General features: G+C 73.1%; 16 protein-coding genes. 9 read left to right on the forward strand and 7 right to left on the reverse strand.

Features of this window, described 5'->3' with window-relative positions:
- Positions 1-17: 17 nt before the first annotated feature.
- Genes ACFY1J_RS31290 through ACFY1J_RS31300 form a run of 3 tightly spaced genes read right to left on the reverse strand, consistent with a single transcriptional unit; the run spans position 18 to position 3,798 of the window.
- The gene (locus tag ACFY1J_RS31290; protein WP_390710478.1) at positions 18-455 is read right to left on the reverse strand and encodes a roadblock/LC7 domain-containing protein; all 438 of its coding nucleotides are present in this window, start codon (positions 453-455) and stop codon (positions 18-20) included.
- Positions 452-2,974: a nitrate- and nitrite sensing domain-containing protein gene (locus ACFY1J_RS31295; protein ID WP_390710477.1), complete on the reverse strand. Its 2,523-nt coding sequence runs from the start codon at positions 2,972-2,974 to the stop codon at positions 452-454. Before ACFY1J_RS31295 ends, ACFY1J_RS31290 begins: the two co-directional genes overlap by 4 nt.
- 47 nt (positions 2,975-3,021) lie before the next feature.
- A complete protein-coding gene (locus ACFY1J_RS31300; protein ID WP_390710476.1) occupies positions 3,022-3,798 on the reverse strand; it encodes an MHYT domain-containing protein in 777 nt (258 codons plus the stop codon).
- 189 nt (positions 3,799-3,987) lie between these two features.
- Here ACFY1J_RS31300 and ACFY1J_RS31305 point away from each other — a divergent pair, with 189 nt between their 5' ends.
- Positions 3,988-4,587 carry a class I SAM-dependent methyltransferase gene (locus ACFY1J_RS31305; RefSeq protein ID WP_390710475.1) on the forward strand — a complete coding sequence of 200 codons (600 nt, stop codon included), beginning with the start codon at positions 3,988-3,990 and terminating at the stop codon, positions 4,585-4,587.
- Positions 4,588-4,676: 89 nt separating this feature from the next.
- On the opposite strand, the gene ACFY1J_RS31310 is transcribed toward ACFY1J_RS31305, so the two are convergent.
- On the reverse strand, positions 4,677-5,432 hold the full coding sequence (locus ACFY1J_RS31310) for an alpha/beta fold hydrolase (protein WP_390710474.1): 756 nt from the start codon (positions 5,430-5,432) through the stop codon (positions 4,677-4,679).
- A gap of 124 nt (positions 5,433-5,556) precedes the next feature.
- Here ACFY1J_RS31310 and ACFY1J_RS31315 point away from each other — a divergent pair, with 124 nt between their 5' ends.
- The 3 genes from ACFY1J_RS31315 (at position 5,557) to ACFY1J_RS31325 (ending at position 7,499) form a co-directional block, all read left to right on the forward strand.
- Entirely contained in the window at positions 5,557-6,090 is a 534-nt protein-coding gene (locus ACFY1J_RS31315) for a PadR family transcriptional regulator (protein ID WP_390710473.1), read from the forward strand.
- Positions 6,091-6,222: 132 nt separating this feature from the next.
- Positions 6,223-6,519, forward strand: a complete 297-nt coding sequence (locus tag ACFY1J_RS31320) for a hypothetical protein (RefSeq protein ID WP_390710472.1) — start codon at positions 6,223-6,225, stop codon at positions 6,517-6,519.
- A 137-nt stretch (positions 6,520-6,656) separates the two neighbouring features.
- Positions 6,657-7,499: a hypothetical protein gene (locus ACFY1J_RS31325; RefSeq protein WP_390710471.1), complete on the forward strand. Its 843-nt coding sequence runs from the start codon at positions 6,657-6,659 to the stop codon at positions 7,497-7,499.
- 128 nt (positions 7,500-7,627) lie between these two features.
- Here the strand turns inward: ACFY1J_RS31325 and ACFY1J_RS31330 are convergent, their stop codons facing one another.
- Positions 7,628-7,810, reverse strand: a complete 183-nt coding sequence (locus ACFY1J_RS31330) for a hypothetical protein (protein ID WP_363300587.1) — start codon at positions 7,808-7,810, stop codon at positions 7,628-7,630.
- Between the two features lie 260 nt (positions 7,811-8,070).
- Here ACFY1J_RS31330 and ACFY1J_RS31335 point away from each other — a divergent pair, with 260 nt between their 5' ends.
- From ACFY1J_RS31335 to ACFY1J_RS31345, 3 genes are all read left to right on the forward strand, one after another.
- Positions 8,071-10,962 (forward strand): DEAD/DEAH box helicase, encoded by a 2,892-nt coding sequence (locus ACFY1J_RS31335; protein ID WP_390732413.1) that lies wholly within the window; start codon positions 8,071-8,073, stop codon positions 10,960-10,962.
- Positions 10,959-12,239: an SWF or SNF family helicase gene (locus tag ACFY1J_RS31340; protein ID WP_390732414.1), complete on the forward strand. Its 1,281-nt coding sequence runs from the start codon at positions 10,959-10,961 to the stop codon at positions 12,237-12,239. The genes ACFY1J_RS31335 and ACFY1J_RS31340 overlap by 4 nt, the downstream gene beginning before the upstream one ends.
- 178 nt (positions 12,240-12,417) lie before the next feature.
- The gene (locus ACFY1J_RS31345; RefSeq protein WP_390732415.1) at positions 12,418-13,764 is read left to right on the forward strand and encodes an esterase-like activity of phytase family protein; all 1,347 of its coding nucleotides are present in this window, start codon (positions 12,418-12,420) and stop codon (positions 13,762-13,764) included.
- 8 nt (positions 13,765-13,772) lie between these two features.
- On the opposite strand, the gene ACFY1J_RS31350 is transcribed toward ACFY1J_RS31345, so the two are convergent.
- Both ACFY1J_RS31350 and xylA read right to left on the reverse strand, forming a co-directional pair.
- Positions 13,773-14,195 carry a hypothetical protein gene (locus ACFY1J_RS31350; RefSeq protein ID WP_390732416.1) on the reverse strand — a complete coding sequence of 141 codons (423 nt, stop codon included), beginning with the start codon at positions 14,193-14,195 and terminating at the stop codon, positions 13,773-13,775.
- Between the two features lie 176 nt (positions 14,196-14,371).
- Positions 14,372-15,538, reverse strand: a complete 1,167-nt coding sequence (xylA, locus tag ACFY1J_RS31355) for a xylose isomerase (protein WP_363300582.1) — start codon at positions 15,536-15,538, stop codon at positions 14,372-14,374.
- A gap of 178 nt (positions 15,539-15,716) precedes the next feature.
- Here xylA and xylB point away from each other — a divergent pair, with 178 nt between their 5' ends.
- A complete protein-coding gene (gene xylB, locus ACFY1J_RS31360; RefSeq protein WP_390732417.1) occupies positions 15,717-17,162 on the forward strand; it encodes a xylulokinase in 1,446 nt (481 codons plus the stop codon).
- A gap of 68 nt (positions 17,163-17,230) precedes the next feature.
- On the forward strand, positions 17,231-18,439 hold the full coding sequence (locus ACFY1J_RS31365) for an ROK family protein (RefSeq protein ID WP_390732418.1): 1,209 nt from the start codon (positions 17,231-17,233) through the stop codon (positions 18,437-18,439).
- Positions 18,440-18,466 lie beyond the last annotated feature (27 nt).

Consider the following 18,466-nt stretch of genomic DNA (forward strand, 5'->3'; position numbering starts at 1 on the left):
CCGACCGCCCTCTCGGCTCAGCGGGCGGCGGGCGGGCGCACGGCGACGCGCGGCGGCGCGCAGAGGTGCTCGCCGACGCGCTTGACCAGCCGGGCCATCTCGTACGCGACCAGTCCGATGTCGGCGGTCACGGCGGTGAGGACGGCGAGGCAGGAGCCGTCGCCGGCCGCAGCCACGAACAGGAACGCGTCGTCCATCTCCACCATGGTCTGCCGTACCCCACCCGTTCCGAAGTGCCGGCTCATGCCCTTGGCAAGGCTGTGGAAGCCGGAGGCAACGGCGGCGAGGTGCTCGGCGTCCTCGCGCTTGAGGCCGTTCGAGGCACCGACGGCCAGGCCGTCGGTGGAGAGCACCACGGCGTGCCGCACCTCGCCCACGCGTACCACCAGGTCGTCCAGCAGCCAGTCGAGTTCACCGGATCGCTGGGCGGCCCTCATGCTCGGGTCCTGGATCATGCAGGGTCTCCTTCGCTGCTGTCTGTGCCCGGTTCGGGGTCCGGGGCGGCGCCGCGGCCCGGGTGCCTGCCGCCGCCGCGCGCCCAGCCGTCACGGTAGGCCGCCATGCGGTCCCGCACGAGTTCGGGGGTGCGCCGGTCGTCCTCTCGCGAGGCCGGTGTCCGGGCCGGCTCCCCGGCGCGCCGCTCGCGCAGTTGGGGGACGAGGTTCGCCTGTCGTACCCGGCGCGGGAGGTCGTCCGAGCCCTCGGAGTCGTGGGGTGGGCGGTGCGGCCGCAAGGCGGTGACTCCAGGCGGCGGGGGGCCGCTCGGGGTGTCCGTCGGTGCCGGGACGGTGGCCGCCAGGGCGGGTCGGTCGGCCGACGCGGCGACGGCCTCCGGGAGCGAGGCGGCGCCGGGCACGCGCGCGTACTCGCGTTCCGCCGCCCGTTCCGCGTCCCCCGTCGAGTGGGGGGAACGTTCCGCCGCGCCGCTGTGCAGCAGGGCGGTGGGCAGCAGGACCACGGCGGTCGTGCCGCCGTAGGGCGAGGTCTTCAGATGGACCTTGATGCCATGGCGCGCGGCGAGTCTGCTGACCACGAAGAGCCCGAGGCGGTCACTGTCGAACAGGTCGAGTGCCTCGGACTGCTCGACGCGCCGGTTCGCCTCGGCGAGCGTCTCCTGGCCCATGCCCAGGCCCCGGTCCTCGACCTCCACGGCGTAGCCGTTGCCGACGGGTTCGCCGGTGATGCGCACGCGCGTGTGGGGCGGCGAGAACTGGGCGGCGTTCTCCACGATCTCGGCGAGCAGATGGGTGAGGTCGGCGACGGCCGCGCCGATGACGGAGGCCTCGGAGAGCCGGCGTACCTCCACGCGCGCGTAGTCCTCGACTTCGGAGACGGCCGCGCGCACCACGTCGGTCAGGGACACCGGCATGCGCCAGGCCCGTCCCGGTGCCGCTCCGGAGAGGATGATCAGGCTCTCCGCGTGGCGTCGCATACGGGTGGTGAGGTGATCGAGGCGGAAGAGGTCGCTGAGCTCGTCGGGGTCCTCGGAGCGGCGCTCCATGCTGTCCAGGAGGCTGAGCTGGCGATGGACCAGGATCTGGCTGCGACGAGCGAGGTTGACGAACACCCCCGAGATCCCGTCGGCGAGTTCGGCGCGCTCCACGGCGGCGCGCAGCGCGGCGCGGTGCACGGATCCGAGGGCCTCGGCGACCTGACCGGTCTCGTCCTCCGCTGGTGGTCCGGACGGCGCCTCGGCCCGGATGTCGATCTCCTCGCCCGCGCGCAGCCTCCGCATCGCCTCGGGAAGTTTGCGGCGGGCGAGATCCAGGGCGCTGTTGCGCAGGCTCACCAGTTCCACGACGAGGGCGCGCCCGATGCGGACGGAGATGACGAGCGAGGCGGCGACGGCGACCAGGCCGAAGAGGACCGCGGCGCCTGCCGGGGTGAGCAGACCTCGTGCGAACGGATCGGCCCGGCCCGCGACGGTGCGAGCGGCGTCCGTCTCGATGGACCGCATCCCGTCCCGCACGCGCGCGTGGGCCGCGCTCCAGGCGGCCACGGGGGCCGCAGCGAGCGCCCGGGAACCGGGAGCACCGGCGAGGACCTTGTCCTCAAGCGTGCCGACCGCGGTGTAGGCACTGCTGTCGGCGAGGTCCAGCCAGGCGGCGCGCTGGGCCTCGGGCAGGTCCGCCGCGGCGGATTCGGTGAGCGTACGGCGTGTGGCGGCGGCGCCGGTGAACAGCCGCAGCCGCTCGCCCTGGAGACCGCCGGTGGGGCGGGCGCTCGCCAGCACCGCGTCCTCCTGGGCCAACGCCTCCCTCGCGCGGGAGAATTCGAGCAGCACGCGCGCGTCGGAGCCGAGGTCGTCCGCCTGGACGCCGGTGAGGGCTCCGTCCACGGTGAAGGCCTTCGCGATGGTCTTCGTGTACTGCGCGTACGCGTCGTCCCAGTCGGCCCGGCGGTCGAGCACCGCCGTCCGCAACGCGGGCAGGTGCTCGGCTCCGGTGACGAAGTCGGCCAGCCGCCGGGCGACATCGCGGGGCAGTTCCTCGCTGTCGGCGACGGTGGTGTCGGGCCCGAGCCGTAGCCCGGCGACGGCCCGGTCGGTGCGCGCGGCGAGTGTGCGGAGGTTGCCGCTCCGTCCGGCGGCCGGGTCGCTCGCGCAGAGCACCGCTGCGGCGCGCTCGGCCTGCAGCGCGGTGACGGCGGCGGCGACCGGGGACCGCAGCTCGGAGTCGACGCGCTGGGACTGCCGCAGCCGGACGACGTCCTGGACGGTGCTGACGGTGGCGTACGCCCACAGGGCGAGCAGCGAGACGACGGGCACCATCAGCAGACAGACGACCTTGGCCCGGACGGTCCGCGGCCGTATCCGCCATCGCACCGCGCGCGTGGGCGGGTGGTCCGACGTCGCGCCCGCGGGTGCGTCCGTGCCTTCGTCGGCCGGCGGCCCCGCGTGCGCGCGGCGGCCGCGCAACGGTGGCGGGGCCTGCGTCTTAGCTGCTGCTGTGGGGGTCCTACGGGGTGTACGCATGGCCTCCTCGCTCGGTAGTGGTGCGGGGCGCGCCCTGCCGGGGCCCACTAGCGGGCGGCGGCGCTCTCGACCGTCCGCCGGGCGGCAGCGGACGGTTCGCGCTCGCCCGCCGCAGGCGAGAGGGCGACGAACGCCGAGGTGAGGAACAGATAGGACCCGAGGCCGACGGCGAGGGGGAAGATGAACTGCATCGCCGTGGCCCCGGGCAGGACCGAGGCGGAGGGCGTGACGCGCACGCTCACCGCGAACATGGCCGTGTAGTGCATGCTGCTGACGGCTGCTCCCATGACGAGGGAGGCGACCGTGACCGCGGCGGGCGACTTGATGTTCAGCCCCGCCCACAGGGCCGCGGTGGCCGCGAGCACGGCGATCACGACGGAGAGCGCGACGAGCACCGGGTCGTAGGTGATGTCGCCGTGCAGCCGTACCGCCGCCATGCCCAGGTAGTGCATGCTCGCGACACCCAGCCCGGTGGTGAGGCCGCCGAGGAACAGTGCCCGAGTGCGGTCCCGGCCGTAGCCCACGGCGAAGACGCCGACGCAGACGACGGCCATGGCAACCAGCAGGCTGAGGATGGTCAGCGGCACGTCGTAGCGGATGCCCGTGCCACTGACCCCGAAGCCGAGCATGGCCACGAAGTGCATGGTCCAGATGCCGGTACCGATCGCGGAGGCCGCGGTGACGAGCCAGTTGCGGCGCGAGCGGCCCGTGGTGCCGAGCGCGCGGACGGTGCAGCACAGTCCCAGTGCGGCGCCGACGCAGGCCATCGCATACGACAGCACAGGGGTCAGCCAGCCGAAGGCGGCGTGGTCGAGGTGTCCCATGGCCCCGGGACGCTAGGGGTGCATGGGTGCACGAAGGGGGCGCATTTCGAAAGGTGCTGGAATATGACATGGAGACGCGCTGGAACGATCGCGTCCCGCTCGAACATGCGCGTAGAAGGCACCCTGCGTCATGGACGTAGCGGCACCAGTGGACGTACGAAACCGTGCCGGTGAGGGATCATGCGGAGCATGAGCGACGACCACACACACGTCCAGGAGTTCTTCGGAGCCCGTGCTGCCGACTGGGACAGCAAGTTCCCCGACGACGGCCCCGCCTACGCGTCCGCCGTGGCCGACCTGGGGCTGCGCGCGGGGGACCGGGTGCTCGACGCGGGCTGCGGCACGGGACGCGCCCTGCCGCCGCTGCGCGCGGCCGTGGGACCCTCGGGCGTGGTCGTGGGGGTCGATCTGACTCCGGAGATGCTGGAGGCGGCCGTACGGGCCGGGAGGGACCGCGACGGCCGGCTGGTGCTCGCCGACGTCGCCGCGCTGCCGCTTCGGTCAAAGTCCCTCGACGCCGTGTTCGGGGCGGGCCTCATCGCGCACCTGCCCCATCCGGCCGAGAATCTGCGGGAGTTGGCGCGTGTGGTACGGCTCGGCGGCACGCTGGCGCTGTTCCATCCGATCGGCCGGGCGGTCCTGGCCGCGCGCCAGGGGCGGCAGATCACCCCGGACGACCTGCGTGCGGAGGCCAACCTCGGTCCCCTGCTGGCAGGCTCAGGGTGGCGTATGACGTCGTACGTCGACGAGGACACCCGCTTCCTCGCGCTGGCGGTCCGGGAGCGCTGAGCGCGGCCTCCCTGCCGCGCACGGCGGCGGGTCCACGCGCGCGGGGCGCCGCCGGGTCGTGTGTCGGAACGGCCCCTCGCACCCGCCCCTCACACCCTCCCCGCGACCGCCGCCACGAAGGCGTCCGGGTTGTCGAACATGACGTTGTGCCCGGCGCCGGGAATGGTCACCACGCGAACGCCGACGGCTTCCAGGGCTTCCCTGCCCTGGAGTTCACCGCTGAGCTCGCCCTGAAGGTACAGGCGGTCGATCTCCAGTCCTTCCAGGATGGTGCGCATGACGGGTTCCGAGCCGCGTCGGAGCCCGACGGCGGTGCGGTGCAGGGCCCGCGGGTCGGCGAGCCGCATGGTCGCCGCCCAGAGGGGGCCGACCTTGCGCAGCACGCGCGCGTGCCCCCCGTCGACGAACTCGTCCTCCTCGTAAGAGGCGATGCCGCTGCTCCCCGCCGTCGCCGGCGGGAAGGCGTCGAGGTTGGCCTCCGCGAGGACCAGCCGGGAGACGAGATCGGGCCGCCGACGGGCGAGCACGATGGCGACCGCCCCGCCCATGCTGTGCGCGATCAGCTCGGCCCCGGGGAGACCGGCCGCGTCCAGTGCCGCGGCCAGGGCGTCGGCGTTGTCCTCCAGCGTGTACCCGAAGTGTTCGGGCCGGTCGCTGATGCCGTGTCCGGGCAGATCGACGAACAGGCTCCGCCGGCCGGCAAGTTCCGGGCGTGCCGCGATGTGCGCGTGATACACGGACGAGACCGACCCCAGTCCGTGCACGTACACCCGCGCGGGCTCCTCGCCGGGCGTCTCCGTCCAGCGAATGCAGCTGCCCTTGCCGTCGAACTCGGTCTGCTTCACGGGTCCCCCATGAGTCGCTCGAATGCCGCGTTCGGCACGCCGCCAAGATACATCGGAACCGAGGTATATGTAAGTCGAAGTATCGAGGTCTCGATGTACAGCGCGCATAAGAGAGAATGCGGACATGCTGGAGCTCGCGATCCTCGGATTCCTCTACGACGCCCCGCTGCACGGCTATGTCCTGCGCAAGCACATCGCCGCGCTGACCGGACATGTCCGCCCCGTGGCCGAGAGCACGCTCTATCCCGCGATCAAGCGGCTGGAGAAGGCCGGCCTCCTGGCCCGGGCCACCGAGCCGGGGTCCGTGGCCGCGCCGCGCCATGTGCTCACGCTCACCGAGGAGGGCCGGAGCGAGCTGCGCCGCCGGCTCGCCGAACCGGCGCAGCGCGACATCACCGACGAGAACCGCTGGTTCACGGTGCTCGCCTTCCTCAGACACCTCGACGACCCCGCCGCCCAGGCGACGGTCCTGCGGCGCAGGCTGGCCTTCCTGGAGGAGCCGGCGAGCTTCTTCTACGAGGGTGACCGGCCGCTGCGCGCCGAAGAGCTGGACGACCCCTTCCGGAGCGGCATCCTCACCATCGCGCGTGCCACGAGCCGGGCCGAACTCACCTGGCTGCGCGACACCATCGCCTCACTCGACGAGGCCGGCCGCTGAGACGTCCGTGTTCGGGCCGCTCGAACCACTTCACCGATTCGACCCTCTTCTGTCGCCGAAGCTCCAACTCTACGTTGAACAGGAGCAGATGAACGATCAGAGTCGAAGCCACACAGGCGGAAGGCGGTCCGCATGTTCGACAGGATCCGTAAGTACGTCACCGGATTCCGATCCTCCACGAGCACAAAGGAGGCCGTCGGCCGGGAGAAACGCGCACACAACTTGTTCGAGGCGGCGGCCGCCTACGTGTCGGCCCGCGCGGAGGACGACCAGGACCGGATCGACGAAGCGGCGGGCTGGGTGTCCCCGGAGGCACTGTCGTTCGGGGTGAGCGAGCTGGCGTGCCGGGCCGTGATCGTGCTGGCCCGGGAGCGCGACGAGTCGCCCCGGACGGTGGCTCGCGACCTTCTCGGGCTGCCGGTGTCCTGATCTATCGGCCGCGGATCCGGTCGTTTCGCCCGCTCCAGGTGGAAAACTGCAGCTCCGGGTGTGATGGGGAGTCGTGACAACCGCCTTCCGCTCGCACTAGGGTGCGCGCCGTTGGACGAACCACTGGGGAGGCTGGGATGGCCAAGACAGAAGACGAGGCCGTCGCCGCCGCGGACGATGCGCTGTACGTGCTCACGGCGGTGCTGCTGACGCCTGCGCAGTTTCCGAGCGTGCTGGGTGACGACTATCCGGAGGCCTGTACGGCGCTGGGCCTCGCGCCGCGCGCCGACGGATACGGGCTGGTGCTGGGCCAGGACGGCGACGGGGCCCGCTGGACGGTCGTCATCGACGACGTCTCGCTGGTCGCGGTCGCGATCGCGTCCTGGGACTGCGGCATGGAGTACGAACTGTCGCCGGACGAGCGCACGGTCGTCGCCGCGCTGCCGGGCTGGCCCCTCGCGGTCGCCGTTGCGGCTCCGGGCGTACCGGCGCCGCACGATCCCGGCCCCGACATGGCGGACGGCAACCCGCTGACCCCGCCGGACACAAGTTCCTGGGGCCCGGCCCAGCGGCGCCTGGGCGCGGACGAGATCGCGCTCCAGTGGGCGGTGTGGCGGGAGCAGATCGACGACGCCGACTTCCCGACGCCGGGCAACGCGCCGGAGGAGGCGGGAGAAGACGCTCCGAAGGGCACGGAGGACGCGCTGAAGGGCCATGGCGGGGTCCGGCGGGTCCTGGCGGAAGCACGCGCGTACGTGGACTCGCCACCGCCTCTCGGCCGGGTCCGCTCCTCGTTCGCGCCCGGCGATGCCCGGACCCTGCGCGCCGACGGCCCCGGCTGGTCGATGGTGGCCCGGACGGACGACATCGCCTTCGTGCTGCTGGACGACGAGCCGGGCGAGGTCCTGCCGGTGGGCCGCGGCCCGGAGCTCCCCGGCCTTCTGGAGGCACTCGACAAGCTGGCCGTACGGCCCAGTTGAGCCCACGCGGGACGAGTCCCGGCCAACGGGCCGGGACTCGTGTCATCAGCGTCCGTCCGGGGCGCCGAGGAGGCCACCGAGGCGATGTCCGGGCGCCATGGGCGGGGACACGCCGGGGCGACAGCGCCTCAGCGACCGATCTCCTTGCGCGCGACACGGCGCAGCCTGCGCCGCTGCGAGGGGTCCAGCATGAGGTATGCGGCCGCCGGGACTCCCAGCACGATCAGGAACGACACCCACCAGGGCACCCAGATCAACAGGATGAGCCCGACCGCCACACCCCCTGCGGCGATCTTCGCGCTATTCGACATGTGCGTCGCCTCCTTCGCGGCCACTGCCGCTCTCTGATCTGAAAACGGGCCCGCGCCTCCCGCGGTTCCGGAGCGCAACCCTGAGACGTCCCTGAGACGCAACCCCTACGCGTCCCTGAGCGCCCGCACCGGCACTGCGAATCGAACACCTGGTGAAGTGGCTCGGGTCACAGCCTAGCCATTCCAGGTCGCCCGTCCATGTGCTGTACCCTCGGCAACCCGGAGCTCAGTAGTCAAATTTGAGGAGTGCGGGCAGAGCTGTGCAGAGAATCCCCGCGGCACCACTCTCCGACCTGTCCCAACTGGCCGGATGCGGCACCGTGTTCGTACCGGCGGATCCCGCTCGCACCGGCACCGTCGGCTTCTGGCGACCCGACGGCGAGGCTCCCCCGGCCGTCGCATCGGGAGCGGTCGCGGACCTGACCGTCCTGCTGCCCCGCGGGGGCGGCGTCGAGCGGGTACGGGTGCCCGCGGTGCTGATGCCGGTGCGCACCGCGCTCCCGCTCCTCACACGCGCGCGTGTCTTCCCGCACGCGCACCGGGCGACCGCGTTCTGGGGCATGGCGGGTGTGCTCGCCCTGCACTTCCTGGCGCGCGGTCTGCTGCTGCCCGGCCTGTCCCCCGCCGATCACGACGCCTGGCGGGTGGGGCCCCTGTCCGCCCGGGACACGGAACTCGTCCGCGAACTCGCCGCCGCCATGCCGCCCGAGGCCCATGCGGTACCGTCGGCCGGCTCCGCCGACGCGCCCCTGATGCCGGACCCCGAGCGGCTGCTGCGCGCCTTCCTGGACGCGGTGGCCGACGCGCTCCCCCGCTCCCCCGCCGCGCGGCTGGTGACGGGTGGCCCGGCCTACGCGGCGCCCGAGCCGCAGCACCTGCCCGCGCAACGGGCCTGGGCCGACGACATCGCCGCGGGCCATGACGCGGGCGTACGGCTCTCGCTGCGCATCGAAGTGCCCGGACTCGAGGACGCCGCGCACGACGCCGTCGACGACCAGGTGGGCGACGACACGCCCGTGCGGTTCCGTGCCGTGCTCCAGGTGCACCGGGTGAGCGGACCCGCCGTCGTCGCGGACGCGGCCGAGGTGTGGGCGGGATCCGGCCCCTCAGGCGGTGCCTTCGGCCCCCGCGCGCGGATGGACGCCCTCCTGGCGCTGCGCCGCGCTGCGCGCGCCTGGCCGCCGCTGACGCCCCTGCTCTCGGCGGGCGTGCCCGACGCCGTCGAACTCGCGGACGACGAGGTCGCCGAGCTTCTCGGGCAGGGCGGCCGCGCCCTCGCCGCGGCGGGTGTCGACGTGCACTGGCCGCGGGAGGTGTCGCGCGAACTGTCCGTCCATGCGGCCGTCGGTCCGCCGGACGGCGAGCCGGGGCGGGACGGGAATCCGGCGGACATGCCCTCGTTCCCCTCCACCGACGCCCTGCTCAGCTTCAGCTGGTGGTTCGCGCTGGGCGGGAGGGAACTCACGCGCGAGGAACTGGACCGCCTCGCGGAGGCCAAGCGTCCGCTGGTGCGGCTGCGCGACCGCTGGGTCCTGATCGATCCCGAGGAGGCGCGCCACGCCCGCGCACGGCAGAACCGCAAGGTCAGCGCGGTCGAGGCACTCGGCGCCGCGCTGACCGGCTCGGCGGAGATCGACGGCACCCCCGTCGACGTACGGGCCACGGGTCGGCTGGCGGAACTGCGGGACCTGCTCGCCGACCCGGAGGCGCGGGAAGAGGTCGTCCCACCGGCCGCCCTCGACGCGACCCTGCGCGACTACCAGCTGCGGGGCCTCGGCTGGCTGGCCCGCATGACCTCTCTGGGCCTGGGCTGTTGCCTGGCGGACGACATGGGCCTCGGCAAGACGATCACGCTGATCGCCCTGCATCTGCACCGGCGGACCGACGCGTCGGCCGCCGGTCCCACGCTCGTCGTCTGCCCGGCGTCCCTGCTCGGCAACTGGCAGCGCGAGATCGAGCGGTTCGCGCCCGGCACACCGGTGCGGCGGTTCCACGGGGCCCGGCGCAGTCTCGACGCGGTGGCCGACGGGGAGTTCGTCCTCACGACGTACGGCACGATGCGCATGGACGCCGCCCGGCTCGGCGAGGTGCCCTGGGGCATGGCCGTCGCCGACGAGGCCCAGCACGTGAAGAACCCCTACGCGGCGACCGCCAAGGCGCTGCGCTCCATCGGAGCACGCGCACGCGTGGCGCTCACCGGAACCCCGGTGGAGAACAACCTGTCCGAGCTGTGGGCGATCCTCGACTGGACGACCCCTGGGCTGCTGGGCCGCCTCGGCACCTTCCGCGCGCGGTACGCGCACGCCGTCGAGAGCGGCCGGGACCCCCTCGCCGCGGAGCGGCTCTCCCGGCTCGTGCGGCCTTTCCTGCTGCGGCGCCGCAAGTCGGACCCCGGCATCGCGCCCGAACTGCCGCCGAAAACCGAGACCGATCACCCGGTGCCGCTGACCGAGGAACAGACGGGCCTGTACGAGGCCTTGGTGCGCGAGACACTGGAGCGGATCCGGGCGGCCGACGGCATGGAGCGGCGGGGCCTGATCGTGAAGCTGCTCACCGGCCTGAAGCAGATCTGCAATCACCCGGCGCAGTTCCTCAAGGAGGACCGCCCGACGATCGCGGGGCGCTCGGGGAAGCTGGAGCTTCTGGACGAACTGCTCGACACGATCCTCTCCGAGGGGGCGGGCGTTCTGGTCTTCACCCAGTACGTACGCATGGCGCGCCTCCTGGAACGCCATCTGTCGGCCCGTGGCGTGGCGTCGCAGCTTCTCCACGGCGGCACGCCCGTCGCCGGCCGTGAGGCGATGGTGCGACGGTTCCAGGACGGTGAGGTGCCCGTCTTCCTGCTGTCGTTGAAGGCCGCCGGCACGGGCCTGAACCTCACCCGGGCCGAGCACGTGGTGCACTACGACCGTTGGTGGAACCCCGCTGTGGAGGCGCAGGCCACCGACCGCGCGTACCGCATCGGCCAGACCCGGCCGGTACAGGTGCACCGGCTGATCGCCGAGGGCACCGTCGAGGACCGCATCGCGGAGCTGCTGAGCCGCAAACGCGAGCTGGCCGACGCGGTGCTCGGAGCCGGCGAGGCGGCTCTCACCGAATTGACGGACGCGGAACTGGCCGATCTGGTGGCACTGCGCGGGGAGGCGCGATGAGCCGGTACGACGACGACACGGAGCGCACGTTCCCGGCGCTGGCGCCCGCGCGCGGGCGGGGCTTCGCCCGGACGTGGTGGGGCCGAGGCTGGCTGCGGTCGCTGGAGGACACGGCGCTGGACGCGGCGCAGGTCAAGGCGGGACGCAGGCTCGCCCGCGCGGGTGCGGTGGGCGCCGTGTCGGTGCGCCCGGGCCGTGTGACGGCGATGGTGCGCGAGCCGGGGCGCGCGGCACACCGGGCCGACGTCCTGCTGCCGCGGCTGACCGACGAGCAGTGGGCCCGTTTCCTGGACCTGGCCGTCGAGCGTGCGGGGCACGTGGCGGCGCTGCTCGACCGGGAGCTCCCCCCGCACCTGGTCGAGGACGCGGCGGCCGTGGGGATCGAACTCCTGCCGGGCATGGGCGATCTGGAAGCCGAGTGCGGCTGCGGCGCCTGGGACCACTGCGGGCACACGGCGGCGCTCTGCCACCAGGTGGCGCGGCTGCTGGACGAGGATCCGTTCGTCCTGTTGCTGATGCGCGGCATCGGAAAGAGCGCGTTCTTCGACGCTCTGCAGTCGCGCGGCACCTCCCCCGAGGAGCAGCCCGCCGAACAGGTGGGGGTGGATGCCGCGGAGGCCTGGGCGGCCGGAGACATCCTCCCTCCGCTGCCCGCGTTGCCCGGCCTCCCGGACGTGCCCGGCGCGCCTGCGTCCCTGGACGCCGAGGCGCCGCCCGCCCCTGGGGTCGATCCGGCGGCGCTGGCGTACCTGGCGGCGCGGACCGCCGCGGAGGCACACCGGTTGCTGGCGGAGGCACTCGGCGCCGTACCGGAACCAGGGCCCTGCCAAGCCGAGTTGACGCCGGAGCAGGATGCCGTGCGCCTGGCCGTCGGTGCCCCCGAGGGGGCCGTCGCGGACCGGCTCGCCGAGGGAGCGGGGCGTGGCCGGAAAGGGCTTTCGGCTGCCGTGCGCGCCTGGCGCCACGGTGGTGCGGCAGCACTGTCCGTGCTGGACGCGGAGTGGCAGGTGACGGGCGAAGCGCTCGCACGCGCGCGTGCCGCGCTCGAAGCGGCCTGGGGCGAGGACGACGATCGGCCGCAGCTGCAGGCGTCGGGCAACCGGTGGACGGTCCCGGGGGCCGGGATTCAGCTGCGCCTGAGCCGGGACTGCCGCTGGTGGCCGTACATCGAGGAGCGAGGCCTCTGGCTGCCCGCGGGAGGCCCGGAACGGGATCCGGCGACGGCACTTGCGGCGGCCCGGCTGTGGCTCGATGACGAACCGTCCGGAGGGTCCTGAGGAAGGCCGGTACCTTCTCGGGTTCCTGACGATCCGCCACTCATGCGATCCCCAGCCCCGCACGAGACCATCACGACCGACGAGTGGAAGACGCCCTCCGTTCATCCGACGGTCGTACGACGTTCCGTCGGGGACCCAAATCTGGCCGCTGTCAATGAACTTGCTCCCAGGAGGCCCGATGTCCCCGCACGCCACCGGCCGGCGCCGCGTCGTCAACCGTTCCGTCACGACGGGTCTGCCCCTGGCTCTCGCGGCCGCCCTCGTGGCCGCCGGCACGGCCGCGGCGGCACCGTCCGGGGACGCCGCGCACGTCATCCGTACGGCGACGCTCGGCGACATCCCGCTCGGCGCGTTCAGCAACGCCCTGCTTCCCGGCAGCGTGGACAACGACCGGGGTGTGGACCTCGGCGGCATCGGCAGCGACATCTACCCGGCGGGCCGCAAGGGCGAGTACTGGACGGTCACCGACCGCGGCCCCAACGGCCAGATCAAGGTGGACGGCAAGAAGCGCCGCACGTTCCCGGTACCGGGCTTCGACCCGGCGATCGTGAAGATCCGGGTGACCGGGGACAAGGTGGAGGTGATCGACGCGATTCCGCTCACCACCCGGTCGGGCAAGGCCGTCACCGGGCTGTCCAACCAGCAGGGCCGGGACGAGGCGCCGTACAGCTATGACGCGAAGACCCCCCTGTCGTACAACCCGAACGGTGTGGACACCGAGGGCATCGTGCGGGCCGAGGACGGGACCTTCTGGCTCGTCGACGAGTACGGCCCGTCGCTGATCCATGTCTCCGCGCGCGGGAAGGTGCTCACGCGTTACGTGCCCAAGGGGCTGAACCTCACGGGCACCGACTACCCGGTGGTCGAGGCGCTGCCGTCCGTGCTGCTGCACCGGAAGACCAACCGCGGGTTCGAGGGGCTGGCCCAACTGCCTTGCGGAGACCTGGTGATGGCCGTGCAGAGCCCGCTCTCGCTGCCGGACGCGAACGCCGGTGACGCCTCGCGCACGACGCGTCTGCTGCGGTTCTCGCCGAAGAAGAAGGCGGTCACCGCCGAGTACGCCTACCGGTTCGACCCGGTGAACGTGGTCGACCCGAGCGAGGACGACCCGTCCGAGCTCAAGATCTCCTCGGTGGTCGCCGTGGGCGGTGACCGGCTGCTGGTCGAGGAGCGCACCGACAAGACGGCCCGGCTGCAGCTGGTGAGGCTGGGGCACAAGGCGGACATCCTCGGCGGCCCCTGGGACGACGACACGACGTCTCCGTCGCTGGAGCAACTGGAGGACCCGACGGCCGCGGGCGTCCCGGTGCTCGCCAAGCGGCTCGTCGTGGACCTGGGCACGGTGAGCGGTGTGCCCGGGAAGATCGAGGGCATCGCGCGCGTGGACCGCGACACGCTCGCCCTCATCAACGACAACGACTTCGGTATGACGGACGGCCCCGGCGCCTTCGACGCACAGGGCCGTCTGGTCGACAGCGGCATCAAGACGACGGTGACCTACGTCCAGCTGCCCGAAGGCATCTAGCCGCCCCGTCAGGGAAGTTCACCCGCAAGGGACGGCAGGATCGATTCGAGGTCACTCGGCACCTCGGTGGGGAACCCCGACGGCAGCCCGCTCGGCAGCTTCGACGGCAGCCTGCTGGGCAGTTCGGTGGGGATGCTGAAGGAAGGCCGGGGAGAGCCGCCCGTGCTCGCGCTGCTCTGCGCGGGCGGCTTCTTCTCCGGCGAGCCGTCGCCGCCCGAGGCCATCAGGAACACGGCCGCGACGGCCGCCGCGGTCACGAGGACGGCCAGCACGGCGAACAGCGGGGTCCGGCGCCTGCTCGGAGGCTCGAGAGCGCTGAAGGGGGTCGTCGGCGGGTCGTAGCCTCCGGGCGGCGGTCCGAAGCCGCCGCCCGGAGGCGGGGTGTCGCTCGGAGGTCCGGGCGGCCGGGGTGGCACGGGTGGCATTGCCATACCGTCAAGGGTCGCCTCGTATCAGGCAACGCGCGACCCCCGCACGGAAGTTGATACGGACTCGTACAGGGATCGCACGGTTTTGGTGCGTTCCGTCCAGAAGCCGCTCGGCAGAGACCGACAACGGCACGCGCGCGTGGGGCAGCCATGAAACGGCCGCCCCACGCGCGTGCGGTTCAGCCCCGTGCGCCCAGCAGGTGGTCCATGGCCAGCTGGTCGAGCTGTTCGAAGGCCATCCCGCGCGCGGCGGCCGCCTCCGCGTCGAAGTCCTCGAACGCCGTGCGGTCGGCGAGCAGCGCCTGCAGGCCGTCAGCCGCGGTGGGCTGCGCCAGCTGGTCGAGCCGCGAGGCGCGCAGGGCCTCCTGGACCTCCGGGTCGGCGCGGAAGGCCGCCGACCGCTCCTTGAGGATGAGGTAGTTGCGCATGCAGCCGGCCGCCGACGCCCACACGCCGTCGAAGTCCTCCGTCCGCGGCGGCTTGAAGTCGAAGTGCCGGGGACCGTCGTATCCGGCGGTCTCCAGGAGGTCGACCAGCCAGAAGGCGGACCGCAGGTCACCGGCGCCGAAGCGCAGGTCCTGGTCGTACTTGATGCCGGACTGGCCGTTGAGGTCGATGTGGAAGAGCTTGCCCGCCCACAGGGCCTGCGCGATGCCGTGCGGGAAGTTCAGCCCGGCCATCTGCTCGTGGCCGACCTCGGGGTTGACGCCGTAGAGCTCCGGGCGCTCCAGGCGCTCGATGAACGCGAGCGCGTGGCCGACGGTGGGCAGCAGGATGTCGCCGCGCGGCTCGTTCGGCTTGGGCTCGATGGCGAAGCGCAGGTCGTAGCCCTGGGAGGTGACGTACTCGCCCAGGAGGTCGAAGGCCTCCTTCATGCGGTCGAGGGCGACGCGCACGTCCTTGGCGGCGCCGGACTCGGCGCCCTCCCGGCCGCCCCAGGCGACGTACGTCTTCGCGCCCAGCTCGACCGCCAGGTCGATGTTGCGGACCGTCTTGCGCAGCGCGTAGCGCCGCACGTCGCGGTCGTTGGCGGTGAACGCGCCGTCCTTGAAGACCGGGTGGGTGAAGAGGTTGGTCGTGGCCATCGGCACGGTCAGGCCGGTCGCGTCCAGGGCCTGGCGGAAGCGCTTGATGTGCGACTCGCGCTCGGCGTCCGAGGACCCGAAGGGGATCAGGTCGTCGTCATGGAAGGTCACACCGTAGGCGCCCAGCTCGGCCAGGCGCTGCACCGTCTCGACCGGGTCGAGGGCGCGGCGGGTGGCGTCTCCGAACGGGTCCCGTCCCTGCCAGCCGACGGTCCACAGGCCGAAGGTGAACCTGTCCTCGGGGGTGGGCTGGTAGCTCATGCCGCGACTCCTTGCTTGCTCCGACTATTTCGTCATGGCCGTTTACAAATTAGTATGCGCTCGCGTCTCTGGGAAGGGACAAGATGTCCTCGAAGGGGTGACGTACCGGTCGCCACTCCCTGGACACATCGGAAAACACCAGGCCAGATCCCGCGAGCCGGGGAAAAGGGAGAGCCCGATGTCAGCAGCCGAGGGTCCGCTCGTCGTCGGCGTGGACACGTCCACCCAGTCCACCAAGGGGCTGGTCGTCGACGCGTCCACCGGGGAGGTCGTGGCGAGCGGCCAGGCTCCCCACACCGTCTCCTCCGGCGCCGGCCGGGAGAGCGACCCGCGCCAGTGGTGGGACGCGCTGTGCGAGGCGTTGCGCCAGTGCGGTGACGCGGCCCACGAGGCGGCCGCGGTGTCGATCGGCGGCCAGCAGCACGGCCTGGTCACCCTGGACGCCCGGGGTGAGCCGGTACGGCCCGCCCTGCTCTGGAACGACGTCCGCTCTGCGCCCCAGGCCCGCCGTCTGGTCGAGGAGCTGGGCGGCCCCAAGGGCTGGGCGGAGCGCACCGGGAGTGTGCCCGGCGCCTCCTTCACGGTCACGAAGTGGGCCTGGCTCGCCGAGAACGAGCCGGACGCGGTCCGCGCCACCAAGGCGGTGCGCCTCCCGCACGACTACCTCACCGAGCGTCTCACCGGCCAGGGCACGACCGACCGCGGCGATGCCTCCGGCACCGGCTGGTGGGCGTCCGGGACCGAGTCGTACGACGAGGAGACCCTGCGGCACGTGGGACTCGACCCGGCGCTGCTGCCCCGGGTCGTACGGCCGGGCGAGGTGGCAGGAACGGTGCGCGACAGCCATGACCTGCCCTTCTCCAAGGGCACCCTGGTCGCGCCGGGCACCGGCGACAACGCGGCGGCCGCGCTGGGCCTCGGGCTGCGCCCCGGCACCCCGGTACTGAGCCTCGGCACGTCGGGCACCGTGTACGCCGTGTCGAAGCACCGCCCCACCGACCCGACCGGCACCGTCGCGGGCTTCGCCGACGCGCACGGCGACTGGCTGCCGCTGGCCTGCACCCTGAACTGCACCCTCGCCGTCGATCGCGTCGCGGCGCTGCTGGGCCTGGACCGCGAGGCCGTGGAGGCCGGCGGCTCGGTCACCCTCCTGCCGTACCTGGACGGCGAGCGCACCCCGAACCTGCCGAACGCCGCCGGTCTGCTGCACGGGCTGCGCCACGACACGACGGGCGGGCAGCTCCTGCAGGCGGCGTACGACGGCGCTGTCCACTCGCTGCTCGGTGCCCTCGACCTGGTGCTCGACGAGGACGCGGACCGCAGCGCACCGCTGCTGCTGATCGGCGGCGGAGCCCGCGGCACGGCCTGGCAGCAGACCGTACGGCGGCTGTCGGGCCGGCCGGTACAGGTGCCCGAGGCCAGGGAACTGGTCGCGCTCGGTGCCGCGGCGCAGGCGGCCGGACTGCTGACCGGCGAGGACCCGACCTCCGTCGCCCGCCGCTGGAACACCGCCGCCGGACCGGTGCTGGACGCCGTGGAGCGGGACGAGGAGACACTGGCCCGGATCTCCGGGGTACTCTCCGACGCGGCCCCACTGCTGGAGCGGGGGACGGACGCCCACTGACCGACGCCCACCGACGGAGCCCGGCGGAGGACGTCTGCCGGGGACACGGACCGAGGACTGACGGAGGCATGACCGCACCGCTGCACGAGGCCCGGCCGGCCGGTCCCGGCCACGCTCTGCCCGACACCCAGCAGGGCATCCGCCGCCGCAATCTCGCCCGCGTGATGCACGCGGTCAGCGCCGAGGGGTCGCTCTCGCGTGCCGCGGTCGCCTCGCGCATCGGTCTGACGCGTGCGGCGGTGTCGACCCTCGTGGACGAGCTGATCCGCACCGGGCTGCTGGAGGAGCTGGGCCCCGAACGGCCCGGCAGGGTGGGCCGGCCGGGATCCGCGCTCGCCGTCAGTGGGCACGGCCCGGCAGGCATCGGGGCGGAGGTCGGCGTCGACCATCTCGCGGTGTGCGCGGTGGATCTGCGCGGCGCGGTCCGCGCGCGGGCCGTGCGGCACGGCGCGAACCGCGGCCGCGCTCCCGGACCGGTGATCCGGGAACTCACCGCCCTGGTCCGCCGGGTCGTCGCCGAGGCGGAACGGGAGGGGCTGTGGCCGGCCGGGCTGGCGGTCGCCGTACCCGGTCTGGTGGCGCGCGACGCGCGGACGGTCGTACGCGCCCCGAACCTCGACTGGAACGACCTGGACCTCGGCGCCCTGCTGTCCACCGGCATCCCGCTGACCGTGGACAACGAGGCCAACTTCGGCGCGCTCGCCGAGCTCTGGCTCGGCGAGCGCACGCCCGGCGACTTCCTGCACGTGTCGGCCGAGATCGGCATCGGTGCCGCGGTCGTCGTGGACGGGCAGTTGCTGCGCGGCACCCGGGGCTTCGCCGGCGAGCTGGGCCATGTGCCCGTGCGGCCGGACGGGCCGCCGTGCCCGTGCGGCGGGCGCGGGTGCCTGGAGCAGTACGCCGGCGAGGAGGCGGTCCTGCGCGCGGCCGGCCTGGAGCCGGGCGAGGATCTCGTCGGTCTCCTGGCCCGGCGCGCCGAGGGGGGCGACGAGGACGTACGACGGGCCCTGCGGGACGCGGGGACGGCACTCGGCATCGCCCTGACCGGGGCGGTCAACCTGCTCGACCCGGAATCCGTCGTCCTGGGCGGCGCGCTGGCCGGGCTCTCGCCCTGGCTGCTGCCGTCGCTGGAGCGCGAGTTGGCCGACCGCACGGCGGGGCCCGCGTGTCCGGTGTCGGTGTCACGGCTGGGGTCGGAGGGGCCGCTGCTGGGCGCCGCGCACTTTGTGGTGCGGGCCGTCCTCGACGACCCGACGATGGTCGCGGCGCACGTCTGACGGCCCCTCAGGGCCTGTCGGTATCTC

The sequence above is a fragment of the Streptomyces sp. NPDC001406 genome (assembly GCF_042895285.1).
Lineage (GTDB): Bacteria > Actinomycetota > Actinomycetes > Streptomycetales > Streptomycetaceae > Streptomyces.

Bases quoted from the DNA above. Each gene is read 5' to 3' on its own strand.
- ACFY1J_RS31300 (WP_390710476.1), bottom strand. From the start codon at position 3,798: ATGGGACACCTCGACCACGCCGCCTTCGGCTGGCTGACCCCTGTGCTG.
- ACFY1J_RS31305 (WP_390710475.1), top strand. From the start codon at position 3,988: ATGAGCGACGACCACACACACGTCCAGGAGTTCTTCGGAGCCCGTGCT.
- xylB (WP_390732417.1), top strand. From the start codon at position 15,717: ATGTCAGCAGCCGAGGGTCCGCTCGTCGTCGGCGTGGACACGTCCACC.
- ACFY1J_RS31345 (WP_390732415.1), top strand. From the start codon at position 12,418: ATGTCCCCGCACGCCACCGGCCGGCGCCGCGTCGTCAACCGTTCCGTC.
- xylA (WP_363300582.1), bottom strand. From the start codon at position 15,538: ATGAGCTACCAGCCCACCCCCGAGGACAGGTTCACCTTCGGCCTGTGG.
- ACFY1J_RS31320 (WP_390710472.1), top strand. From the start codon at position 6,223: ATGTTCGACAGGATCCGTAAGTACGTCACCGGATTCCGATCCTCCACG.
- ACFY1J_RS31315 (WP_390710473.1), top strand. From the start codon at position 5,557: ATGCTGGAGCTCGCGATCCTCGGATTCCTCTACGACGCCCCGCTGCAC.
- ACFY1J_RS31365 (WP_390732418.1), top strand. From the start codon at position 17,231: ATGACCGCACCGCTGCACGAGGCCCGGCCGGCCGGTCCCGGCCACGCT.
- ACFY1J_RS31340 (WP_390732414.1), top strand. From the start codon at position 10,959: ATGAGCCGGTACGACGACGACACGGAGCGCACGTTCCCGGCGCTGGCG.
- ACFY1J_RS31325 (WP_390710471.1), top strand. From the start codon at position 6,657: ATGGCCAAGACAGAAGACGAGGCCGTCGCCGCCGCGGACGATGCGCTG.
- ACFY1J_RS31295 (WP_390710477.1), bottom strand. From the start codon at position 2,974: ATGCGTACACCCCGTAGGACCCCCACAGCAGCAGCTAAGACGCAGGCC.
- ACFY1J_RS31290 (WP_390710478.1), bottom strand. From the start codon at position 455: ATGATCCAGGACCCGAGCATGAGGGCCGCCCAGCGATCCGGTGAACTC.
- ACFY1J_RS31330 (WP_363300587.1), bottom strand. From the start codon at position 7,810: ATGTCGAATAGCGCGAAGATCGCCGCAGGGGGTGTGGCGGTCGGGCTC.
- ACFY1J_RS31350 (WP_390732416.1), bottom strand. From the start codon at position 14,195: ATGGCAATGCCACCCGTGCCACCCCGGCCGCCCGGACCTCCGAGCGAC.